Below are 11,880 nucleotides of genomic sequence, written 5' to 3' on the forward strand. Positions count from 1 at the left end.
AATGGTGCTAGATCGAGATGAAATTATTCAAATAATCGCTAAGGATTTTGGTATTCTCCTAACTAAAGATGATCCTGTATTAGCAGTACTAGCAGTGCACGATGTAGTGCTTGGTTACTATACTAATGAGGTTAATATTAATATAGAGCGGCTCAAAAAAAACTTAGAGTTTATTTCAGACCAGCATCAAGCTCATACTAAGACTTTAAGTGAATCGTTAATCGTTAAGGCGGTTCAGCAAATTAGCGAGGAAAGCCAAAATTTCCAGAAAAACCTCCATCTCTTACTAGAACAGGAACATCAACGCCATCAAATAATGTTAGAGGCATTAACAGAGCGTAGTGAGTTAGCAAATAAACAAGCTACCATTGCAATGTGGGTAGCTGTGGTTTTCAGTTTAGTCTCTATGGTGACTATTGCTGTAATCCTATGACCATAACGATGTGTATTAGAAATAAAACATAAAGAGAGGTGAAGTATGCACCTTAATCGGGTTTTAGCTCCCGACTGGCATATAGCTCAATGGTTTAATACCGATCAATCGTTACACTTATCTAACCTTCGGGGAAAAGTTGTAATTTTACATGCTTTTCAAATGCTTTGCCCCGGGTGTGTAATCCATGGACTGCCACAAACTCAGAAAATTTATAATACTTTTGATCCTAATGATGTCACGATTATTGGGCTACATACTGTATTTGAACATCATGATGTCATGACTCCGCAGGCGCTTGATGCTTTTATTCATGAATACCGTTATACTTTTCCAATCGGGGTTGATCAACCAGGAGAACGATTGGGAATACCAATGACAATGGGGATTTATGGTATGCGGGGAACCCCTAGTTTAATCATGATTGATCATAAAGGTTATATTCATAAACATAGCTTTGGTCGTGATGATGACATGAAGGTAGGGGCTGATATTGCAATGCTTATTAGCGAGGCTAAAGCTGACCCAGTTACCCTTAAAGGTGAATATCTTAATGATAATCGCTGCGATCAAGAAAAATGCAAGGTTTAAGTTAAGTCATTTAGAAATTGAAATTAAAAGAAAATACCTTCAACAGGAGAGGAGGCGCTAGCGTATCGTTTCCGAGGAATTCGACCGGCAAGGTAAGCTTCTCGGCCTGCCTCTATCGCTTTTTTCATAGCAGAGGCCATAAGTATAGGGTTTTGTGCGCCCGCAATAGCACTATTCATTAATACTCCATCACATCCTATCTCCATAGCTATTGCAGCATCGGAGGCGGTGCCTACGCCCGCATCAACTAAAATGGGTATGTTAGCATTCTGAACGATTTCAAAAATATTATAAGGGTTTCTAATACCTAATCCAGAGCCAATAGGAGCAGCTAAGGGCATCACTGCAACACAACCCATAGCCTCTAACTGTTTCGCTGCAATTGGATCATCATTAGTGTAAACCATTACCTTAAAATCTTCTTTCACCAGTATTTTAACTGCTTTATAAGTTTCTATGAGATCTGGAAGCAGCGTTTTTTCATTTCCTAAAATTTCTAGTTTTATTAAACTATATCCATCTAGTAATTCTCGAGCTAGCCGGCAGGTACGTATTGCATCTTCAGCGTTGTAGCAACCCGCAGTGTTAGGTAATATCGTATAGCGACTTGGAGGGATAACATCAAGTAAATTAGGCTCTCCTGATTTTTGGCCAATATTACTACGACGAACGGCCACTGTTATGATTTCAGCACCACTTGCTTGGATAGCTGCTTGTGTTTCCTCTAAGCTTTGGTATTTACCTGTACCTATCAAGAGTCGGGAATGATAAGGTTTACCAACAATTACTAAAGGTGCATCAGTATTATTCATATTAGACTTTCTACTCTATTTGTAGCAAATATATTGATTTTAATTACTACCACCACCAATAGCATGGACGATCTCTACTTTATCCCCTGATTGTAAGCACCGGTGAATATATTGACTGCGAGGTATAATATCCTCATTAATTTCCACAGCAATCCTCTTTTCTTGGAGATTTAAGCGCATAATAAGATCTGATAGAGCGTAGTTTTCTGGTATCTTATAAATTTCACCATTTAACAGGATTTCCATAACTATAAGAGTCTTCTATATAGTGAATAAACATTTACTGCTATTATTATAAAGCATGACTGTTTTTTAGATACCCTTGAGATTAGATGAGATAAAAGTTAGAACTGCGTCTTTTTAATTAATTCTTGACATAACAAGGTAAGCTATCGATGTTTTCAAATACCTTTAATTTCATTAAAGAGTTATATACTATCTGCCTACGGGAAGCGGGGCCACAAAAACTACCTTCTTCAATAGTACTTCTTATTGTCAGCTTAATATTTTATATTATAGGTCGTTTTTTGGTAGATAAGTCTGGTTATTCAACAACTGCTTCAGTATTTTTAGCAATGTTTGATGCTACATTACTTATTTTAATGGCAAGCGTACCTCTAATATTAAAAAAATCGACTCAACAAATACCTCAAACCTTAATAGCACTCGCAAGTGCTGGTTTTGTAGTGAGTATAATAGAGGAAATATTTTTATTTTTGTTAAGAAGCATACAATTTCCTGAAAATGCCGGAGCAAGCACGGTAGTAGCCTTTTTATTATTTCCAATGCTGCTATGGCGGGTTCTTATTAATATTACTGTATTAAGGCACGCCCTATCATCAAGTACGATGTATGCTTCCATTTTAGCGGATTCTCAGGCATTAATAGTGATTTTCTGGGGAAAAGCTATAGCCTCCAGCTTCTAGTTTTTAAAGCTTAAATTACAATCGCTCAAATTTATAGATTTAGCCTGCTATGCTAAAGGATTCAAATTTTTTAAGATTATTTAAATTAGCTTGCTGCTTATGGCCGCTCAATATACTAAGCAAATTTTCCAGAGCCTTTAAACGTGCTTGGACATTGGGTAATTCTTGAATGAAGCGAAGCTTCTCACTACCCTCAAGTTTATAAGTATTAGGTTGATTTTGGATAAGATCAATTACTGTTATAGGATTTATATTTGGCTCTGGCTGGAAGTGAATTCGCCCACCCTTATCTCCAGCTTCAATCTTACGAATACCCATTTTATTTGCTTTTAAGCGGATTTTATTAATAGTAAGTAACGTTTTAATAGATTCAGGGAGTAAGCCAAAGCGATCAATCATTTCCACTTGGATCTCATCTAACCCCTCAGTATCTTTAGCAGCTGAAATCCTTTTATAGAGCACTAATCGAGTGTGGGTGTCAGGAATATAGTTCTCTGGAATCAAAGCGGGGGCATGAAGGTCAATCTCTAGACTGGATTCTCCTGATGATCGCTCTAAATCCAGCGTCCCCCCAGATTTTAAGCTATTTACCGCTCGCTCTAATAATTCATGATAAAGATTAAAGCCAATTTCTTGCATTTGCCCACTTTGATCTTTGCCCAGTAATTCACCTGCTCCCCGAATTTCCATATCATGGGTGGCAAGGATAAAACCAGTCCCTAGTTCTTCAATGGATTCAATGGCCTCTAACCGTTTTAGCGCATCTGCTGCTAAGGCTGACCGAGGAGGAACAATTAGATAAGCATAGGCCCGATGATGAGATCTTCCTACTCGTCCACGTAGCTGATAAAGTTGAGCTAAACCCAGCTTATCTGCTCGATGAATAATAATAGTATTTGCATTGGGAATATCAATGCCTGTTTCGATAATCGTTGTGCAGATTAAAATATTAAAACGCCCATGATAAAAATTTAACATGGCTTGCTCTAATTCCCGTTCCCGCATCTGGCCATGAGCAATGCTTATTTTAGCCTCAGGAAGAAGAGATTGAACTTTCTGCGTTATTTTATCAATGCTTTCTACTTCATTATGAAGAAAATAAATTTGTCCACCTCGCTTAATTTCTCGAAGTATAGCTTCCCGGAGGGTATTATCGTCCCATTCTTGTACAAATGTTTTAATAGCTAGGCGACGCGCTGGTGGGGTAGCAATAATAGAGAGATCTCTAAGCCCTGATAGCGAAAAATGGAGTGTTCTCGGGATAGGCGTTGCTGTTAAAGTAAGTACATCTACCTCAGCACGTAGCGTTTTCATACGTTCTTTTTGTCGAACACCAAACCGGTGTTCCTCATCAATAATCATTAATCCTAAGTCTTTAAAAACGATATTACTTTGCAATAATTTATGAGTACCAATGATAATATCCACTTTTCCGCTCGTAATATGGGTAATTATTGCGTCTTGTTCTTTACGGGATCGAAAACGAGATATTACTTCTATCTGCACTGGCCAATCGGCAAAACGATCTTTAAAGCTTTGATAGTGCTGCTGAGCTAAGAGAGTTGTAGGTACCAGTACCGCGACCTGCTTTCCTGACTGAGAGACTATAAAAGCAGCCCGCATAGCTACCTCAGTTTTCCCAAAACCCACATCTCCACAAATTAACCGATCCATAGGATTATCTGACGTCAAATCTGCGATAACAGCCTCAATAGCCTTAGTTTGATCTGGGGTCTCCTCAAAAGGAAAGGCGCTCGCAAAAATAGCATAGTGAGAGTCAGGGGCGGGTAATGGTATTTTTTTTCTGGCTGCTCTTTGAGCATAGATAGCTAGTAACTCAGCGGCCACATCATGAATTTGCTCTTTTGCTTTACGCTGAGCTCGCTCCCAATAACCAGAACCTAACTTATGTAACGGGGCAGATTCAGGTGATGCACCGGTATAACGACTAATAAGATTCAGTGAAGAAATGGGGACATAGAGCTTATCTCCACCTGCATATTCCAAGGCCATAAATTCAGTGTCCTTACCCACTGTTAACATTTGTAGTCCTAGATAACGCCCAACGCCATGCTCCTCGTGGACTACAGGGGCACCTACAGTTAGTTCTACTAGATTTCGAATTAAAGTATCTGCAGTGTGTGTATGGTTATCCTGCTTACGGCGGCGATATTGCATTGCTTGCTCACCAAACAACTGAGATTCAGCAATAACAGCTATGGAGGGGTTAGTTAATAGCAAACCTTGCTGTAGTGGTGAGACGGTAATGCCTAGGTACTCTTGAGATTCTAAAAAAGTTTGCCAACTTTCAAAAGGGCGAGGGCATACTTCAATACCCATGAGTAAATCTAATAAAGATTCTCTCCTTCCTACAGTTTCAGCAACAAACAATATGCGCCCTTGAAAATTCTCAATGAATTGAATGAGTGACCCCAAGGGTTGAAGTGCACGAGGATTGAGTATTAGCGAAGAGGGAGGCTGGGTTGCAAAATTGTGATAATTTAGCTTTTTATCTAATGCTGGGGATTGTAAACTGATGCGAGGTATTTTCTTAATGGCAGTAAAAATTTCCCCTGTTTGAAGATAGAGATCCTGTGGCTTTAATAATGGTCGCTCTAGATTATGGCAATATTGCTCATACCGATCTCCTATTTGCTGCCAAAACTTGTCTGCTGCTACCTGAATTTTCTCAGAAGTAAAAATTAAAGTATTTTCTGGAAGATAATTAAATAAAGTATCCGTATGATCAAAAAATAACGGAGTGTAATATTCAATTCCTGGAGGCGTATTTCCTTCACTGACTTCACGATAGATTAGACTGTGCTGTGGATTACCTACAAAAAGACAGCGATGATTTTTCCGAAATCGATCAATTGCCTCTTTTGTGAATGGAAATTCTCGTGCAGGTAGTAGTTGAATCTGCTCTATTGACTGCAAGGATCGCTGGCTTTCTGGATCAAAACTCCGGAGACTATCTATTTCGTTATCAAGTAAATCGATTCGATAAGGTATTTTGCTACCCATGGGAAAAATATCAATAATGGATCCCCGTATTGCAAATTCACCATGATCGATTACTTGAGAGACACAGCGATATCCTCCAATTTCTACCTGCTTACGCCAAGTCTCTGGCTCAAGCTGATCTCTAACGGCGATCATTAAACTATGGGATTCAATGTATTCTTGAGGCGGAAGGCGTTGCATCAAAGTAGTCACAGGGGCGATGAGTACCCCTTGGCTTAGCCGAGGTAACTGATAGAGTACAGCTAAGCGCTCTGAAATAATATCCTGATGAGGGGAAAACACATCATAGGGTAGGGTTTCCCAATCAGGGAATCTTAGAATTGGAAGGCTTTTCTTTTTATCGCTATAAAATTTTAGTTCATATTCTAATTGATTTGCTGTAGCTGTATCTGGGGTAATCGCTAAAATAAGACCTGGATAGCGATGGGCATAAATAGCTAATATCAACCCAAAACTACTTCCATAAAGCTGACCAAAATGATGGTGATCGCCGGGTTTATAAGGCGTGCATGAAAAGCTAGGATTTAAAATAGATAGCATATCTACAGGATATAATTCTAAGAGGATGGTAATTTAGAGGACTTAAGCCCATGTTTTTGGATTCGATAACGTAGAGTCTCCCGAGTAGTTCCTAAGGCGCGAGCGGTTGCTGCGATATTATAATGATTGCGTTTAAGCGCCGTTTCAATAATATATCGATCCATATCTTCTAGTACCATGCTGCCATCTAGAGGTAGGCAAACTTGAGCATTATTATTTGGTGTAACTAAGCTAGGGGAGGAGGTAATTTTTCCAGGTAATTGCAACCATTGTTCAGCAAAAACAGCATCATCAGAAAATAGTACACATCGTTCTACTACATTACGTAGTTCACGTACATTACCAGGCCAGTCATGGCTTCGAAGTTGATTCCATACCCGTTCTGGAATTATCTTAACTTGTTTTCTTGCCTCAGCATTGAACTCAGCAACGAATAGAGGCACTAAATCGTCTAAATCCTCCTTGATTTCCCGTAATGCAGGTAATCTAAGGCGAAAGACGCTAAGTCGATGATAAAGATCAGCGCGAAATCCTCCTTCTTTAGACATCTGTTCTAAATCTCGATTACTGGCTGCTAGAATCTGTACGTCAACAAGAGTTTCTTTACTACCTCCTAAGCGCCGCACTCGACGATCTTCAATAACCTTGAGTAACTTGGCCTGTAGATCTAGGGGCATTTCGCCAATTTCATCTAGGAATAAAGTTCCTCCATGCGCTTGTTCAAGAAGACCTAAATGGCGTGCTTTAGCTCCCGTAAAAGCACCCGCTTCATGCCCAAAAAGCTCAGACTCTAGTAATTCCCGAGGCAATGCAGCACAGTTAAGCTCTACCATAGGGTGCTGTGCTCGTGATCCTCCATAATGTAAGATTCTAGCTACTAAACCTTTTCCTGTTCCTGTTTCACCGCCTATAATAAGTGCACTAAAAGGTACTTTCGTTAACTTAATTAATAGTTCTCGTATCTCCTGCGCGGCTTGGCTGTGCCCTACAAAAGCTTTAGAGGAGTATTGTTGATATCGCTGCTGCGTTTGATAAATTAAATGTCTTTGTGCACGGGCGCTACGAGCAGCACTGGCTACAATTAAATCTAAATGCTCCAGCTCACAGGGTTTTTCAAGAAAATCATAGGCCCCAATTCGTAATGCCCGCACTGAATCTGGAACACTACCGTAACCGGTCAGTAAGATCCATTCAGCATGAGCATATTGCCCGTGAATAGATTCCATAAGATCTAAGGCGCTGCCATCTGGCAGACTCATATCTGAAAGGATTAGAAGTGGATCAAGACGCTGCTCAAGGAGCATAGATCGCGCCTGCCCTAAGGTATGAGCCCACTCTACCTCCCAGCCTCCATTTTTATAGTGGCGGGTAAGCTCAGTACCTAAAAGTGTTTCATCCTCGATAACTAGTAATGTAGCGCCCATGGTGATCTTTATGACAGGGGAGAATAATGGTAACACAGGCACCACCGGATTGTTTATTAACAAACCGAACTTCTCCTCCCATTTCACGGGCAAATCGCTGTACCATTGCCAGTCCTAGCCCAGTTCCTTGTTGGCCACCACTGACAAAAGGTCGAAATCCACCCTCAAGTATTTCTTGGGAAAATCCAGGCCCTTCATCGCTAACCATGAGGCAAAGAGTATCATTATTGCAGAAAATTTCTACCTTTATTGTACCTGGAGTATGACCCATTACTTGGGCTGCATTCAGTATTAAATTGAGTAACGCTTGGCGAACTTCCCCCTCTGGTAATCGACAACGTAAGGTTTCTGAGATTTTACTTTCTAGTTGTATATGGGCGGGTATCTGATATCGAGTTAAGGCTAATAGCTCCTGAACTACAGTGGCAGGGGATATCTCAGCAGCAGGTTGTGGGGTGTGTTTTGCTTGGTTTAGCAGATCGTTTAAGAGCAATGTAATTCGTTTAAGCTCAGATCCTATAAGATCAAGACGTTGCGCTTGATCAGGATTATTAATTTCTTTTCGTAAATTACTACAACTCATCCGGATACCCGCTAAAGGATTTCGTAGCTCATGGGCAATGCTAGCGGCTAATTCTCCCACCGCTGCAAGGCGTTCAGCACGGGCTAAGCTTCGTTGCTGTCCTAACAGTGCTAAAGCAGCAGCACGAACTTTAGCTTCTAAGGAATTAGCATGCAAGCGTTTTTCTTCCTCTAGTTTTTGTAGCCGAATCACCATCTCATTATAGCTGTTAAATACGGGTAGTAGCAGTGGGTTTAAATAGCGAGTAGAAATCGGGCTGTAATCCTCTTTAGCTAATTGAGAGAGTAGTTGGCTTAGATCGGCTAGTGGGTTAAAAATCCGGTTACGAAAAAACCACCCACCTAAGAGAAAAAGAGCAATAAGAGTGCCCACAGCTAATTCTAACTCAGTGCGAGTGTTTTGGATAATATTTTCTAATATTTGTTCATCTTGTATGATCTCGGTATCCAATACCTGATTTATCAAAGTTAAAGCAGGAAATAACATGAAAAAAGGTAGTTTTTCATTTTGCTCATCTATCAGATCTGAAAACAAATTATCCAACTGTCGCAGTCGCTTTGGTGTTTCGACAGCGGAATAATAATCCAAAAAAATAAGATTTTTAACCTCTCTATGGAGCTGCTTAAGTACGCTAGGGTTAATCGTGGCGCTCTTTCCTGAGATATTCTCTAATAATACCTGCTGTAAATTAAGGCTAGCTTGCTGAATCCGATGAGAATAATTCATATAGGCATGTACCCGCTCTAAATGGCGTACATTCCGCTCTATCATTCCTCCTAGAAGAATCAAGCTAAAAAGCAACAGCCCAAGCATCCCCATCCATCGCAACTGAATAGCACGATGGATTAAGCTTTTCATGTAGGGGACATTTCTTCTATAAGTAAGAATTAAGTTAGATAATTAGACTAGAATAATTATTTAATTTACTGAAAATTATAATGGATATCAAATAGAAAATTTTGGGTAAACAAAGAATGGCCACCAGGGGTTTCTGAGCGAACATATTGGCCTAAATAACCTAAGGTAAAACTAAGCTCATCTGTGGCTTTGACTATCAATCCCCCCATTGCCCAATTTTGGTTAAAGCCGGATCTACCGGTGACTGCGGTTTTATTAAGATTAAACCAGACTTCGTCAGATAGATAGACAGCTAATCGCCCACCCGTACCCGGAATAGGGTGGCTAATACCGCCCAATTGCCGAACTTGCATCCCTAGGTTTCCTATATCGGCACCGGTAGTAGACACATCGAACACTTCCTGTGTCCGGGTACGCATTGTACCCACAAAACCGCTCTTACCAAAAATATGATCCGTCCAGAGGAAATCTTGGTAAGGACGGGCATCCATGCTATGGGTGCCGTTTAAATTTTTGTTCCAAAATTGGCTATATCCAAACCACCAGCTGGTATGGGCAGTTGCTTTATAACCAAAAGATACCCAGAAAAGATTCTGGGAGAGTCGGGGTGAAAAACCAGCATTTGGATCAATAACGTGTGCGTCATCTCGGGTTCGGGCCTGATCTTCGATAAACCAGTTCCATTTATCATTAACTTTTCCAGTTAGCGTAAGACTGGTCCAAGTACCAAACATACTATCCGTGGGAGTCTCTGCCAAAGCTGAAGTGCTGACCACCAATGAAGCAAGTATTAGGGCAGGAAAGAGATGTGTTTTCATCATAAATAGTTTCTTCTTAAATAATAGTCATTGACATACTCCCACCACTCACCTAAGTGATGGAGTCTTTGCAACCTGTACAAACTTACCGCTTGTACCTTTCAACATCGCACTCGCACCGACAACTATCCCAATGTAGGAACTCTTTATACACTACTGTGTCCCACTATATCGGCTAACATAAAAATAGCATCAACCAATATCAGCAAGCTCACCGCTTACTACTGTGCTATCCATCTCCATCTAAACTTCGTTATACATGGAGAATCCCGCACTTTAGTTAAAAACAGAACATCAGTATAAAACCTATGCTATTTTTATGCCAAATTTTTAGTATTAGTAACCTATTGGTTTTTAATTAAAAAAATTAGTGATATAAAATTAAAATTAATAAATTGGTTTATTTACCCCTCCATTGGTTTATTTAAACTATCTTTGCTTGACACTTGCGTTAAATTGATAGGTTGTACGAGGGCATTAAATCTTTCAGAAGATAAAATTCCTAACTCTAAACAGGCTTGTTTAAGGGATATCTCTTTATCTAAGGCATAGTGAGCAACTTTAGCGGCTCTATCGTAGCCGATCTCAGGTGTAAGCGCGGTAACAAGCATTAAGGATTGGCTGACATAGTGGGCAATCTTTGATCGATTTGCTTTCAAACCTGTTACTAGAAAACGAGTAAAATTATCACAACTATCTGTTAACAAGGTCACTGATTGAAGTAAATTATAGATGATCATTGGCTTAAACACATTAAGCTCAAAATTTCCTTGCGAGCCTGCAATCCCAATAGCAGTATCGTTGCCTATAACTTGAACTGCTACCATAGTGATCGCTTCACATTGAGTGGGGTTAACTTTTCCAGGCATAATGGATGAACCTGGCTCATTTGCGGGTAATAAAAGTTCATTTAGACCACAGCGTGGACCTGATCCTAGCCAACGGATATCATTAGCAATTTTCATTAAAGAGCAGGCAAGTACACGTAGCGTTCCGCTGGCCATTACCATAGCATCATGGGCGGCTATCGCGGCAAATTTATTAGGAGCAGGGGTAAAGGGAAGATGAGTAAATTGATGTAGATAGGCGCAAACCCGCTCCGAAAACCCAGCTGGGGCGTTAAGTCCTGTCCCAACCGCTGTTCCGCCAATAGCCAGCTCATAAAGTTCAAGCAAAACAGTTTCTATTCGTTTGATATTATCATCTAGCTGAGCTACATAACCTGAAAATTCCTGCCCAAGAGTCAAAGGCACAGCATCTTGTAAATGAGTGCGTCCAATTTTAACAATTTCTTTAAATTCATTTTCCTTTTCATAGAGGGCATTACGTAATGTCTTTATTTGTGGCAGTAATCTGGTTTTAATAGCGGTAGCCGATGCAATATGCATTGCAGTAGGGAAAGTGTCGTTAGAAGATTGGGATAAATTGACATGATCATTGGGGTGAATAGGATCTTTACTGCCTTTAACCCCTCCAGTAAGCTCAATAGCTCGGTTAGCGATAACCTCATTAATATTCATATTTACCTGAGTTCCACTTCCTGTCATCCATACGTATAGTGGAAAATTGCCATCGAGATTACCGTTAACAATTTCCTCAGCCGCTTGAGCAATGAGTTGTGCTTTATCTGCCGATAATTTACCTAATTCTGCGTTTGTAAGTGCGGTAGCTCTTTTAAGCAGGCCGAAAGCTTTAATAACTTCGTTAGGAATCAGCTCCTTACCAATAGAGAAATAAGTTAGGGATCGTTGAGTTTGTGCACCCCAATAATGATTAGCAGGTACTGCTATTTCCCCCGTACTATCAACTTCAATACGTTTGTTGTTTTCTTCTTTTACAGTCATAATAAAATTATAGGCTTTAATTAGAGA

Annotated in this window: 10 protein-coding genes; 3 read left to right on the plus strand and 7 right to left on the minus strand. The window is 40.1% G+C overall.

The genetic code is table 11. From position 1 onward, the window contains the following. Position 1 precedes the first annotated feature (1 nt). Positions 2-433 (plus strand): hypothetical protein, encoded by a 432-nt coding sequence (locus TAO_RS05285; protein WP_096526944.1) that lies wholly within the window; start codon positions 2-4, stop codon positions 431-433. A gap of 45 nt (positions 434-478) precedes the next feature. Continuing rightward, a complete protein-coding gene (locus TAO_RS05290; RefSeq protein WP_096526945.1) occupies positions 479-1,024 on the plus strand; it encodes a peroxiredoxin family protein in 546 nt (181 codons plus the stop codon). A gap of 23 nt (positions 1,025-1,047) precedes the next feature. Here TAO_RS05290 and TAO_RS05295 read toward each other — a convergent pair whose 3' ends face one another. Next, positions 1,048-1,836 carry a thiazole synthase gene (locus TAO_RS05295; RefSeq protein ID WP_231910592.1) on the minus strand — a complete coding sequence of 263 codons (789 nt, stop codon included), beginning with the start codon at positions 1,834-1,836 and terminating at the stop codon, positions 1,048-1,050. Between the two features lie 39 nt (positions 1,837-1,875). After that, positions 1,876-2,082, minus strand: a complete 207-nt coding sequence (thiS, locus tag TAO_RS09915) for a sulfur carrier protein ThiS (protein ID WP_231910593.1) — start codon at positions 2,080-2,082, stop codon at positions 1,876-1,878. A gap of 149 nt (positions 2,083-2,231) precedes the next feature. Between thiS and TAO_RS05300 the strand changes: the two genes are divergently transcribed. After that, positions 2,232-2,762, plus strand: coding sequence for a hypothetical protein (locus TAO_RS05300; RefSeq protein WP_096526946.1), 531 nt, complete (start codon positions 2,232-2,234; stop codon positions 2,760-2,762). A gap of 39 nt (positions 2,763-2,801) precedes the next feature. Here the strand turns inward: TAO_RS05300 and mfd are convergent, their stop codons facing one another. The 5 genes from mfd to fumC all read right to left on the minus strand — a co-directional run bounded on the left by mfd (position 2,802) and on the right by fumC (position 11,853). After that, entirely contained in the window at positions 2,802-6,326 is a 3,525-nt protein-coding gene (mfd, locus tag TAO_RS05305) for a transcription-repair coupling factor (protein ID WP_096526947.1), read from the minus strand. A 17-nt stretch (positions 6,327-6,343) separates the two neighbouring features. Further along, entirely contained in the window at positions 6,344-7,750 is a 1,407-nt protein-coding gene (locus TAO_RS05310) for a sigma-54-dependent transcriptional regulator (RefSeq protein WP_096526948.1), read from the minus strand. Then, positions 7,719-9,191, minus strand: a complete 1,473-nt coding sequence (locus TAO_RS05315) for a sensor histidine kinase (protein WP_096526949.1) — start codon at positions 9,189-9,191, stop codon at positions 7,719-7,721. The genes TAO_RS05310 and TAO_RS05315 overlap by 32 nt, the downstream gene beginning before the upstream one ends. 65 nt (positions 9,192-9,256) lie before the next feature. Beyond that, positions 9,257-10,012, minus strand: a complete 756-nt coding sequence (locus TAO_RS05320; RefSeq protein WP_096526950.1) for a DUF2490 domain-containing protein — start codon at positions 10,010-10,012, stop codon at positions 9,257-9,259. A gap of 401 nt (positions 10,013-10,413) precedes the next feature. Then, positions 10,414-11,853 (minus strand): class II fumarate hydratase, encoded by a 1,440-nt coding sequence (fumC, locus tag TAO_RS05325; RefSeq protein WP_096526951.1) that lies wholly within the window; start codon positions 11,851-11,853, stop codon positions 10,414-10,416. Between the last annotated feature and the right edge of the window lie 27 nt (positions 11,854-11,880).

The sequence above is a fragment of the Candidatus Nitrosoglobus terrae genome (assembly GCF_002356115.1).
In the GTDB taxonomy this organism is placed as follows: domain Bacteria; phylum Pseudomonadota; class Gammaproteobacteria; order Nitrosococcales; family Nitrosococcaceae; genus Nitrosoglobus; species Nitrosoglobus terrae.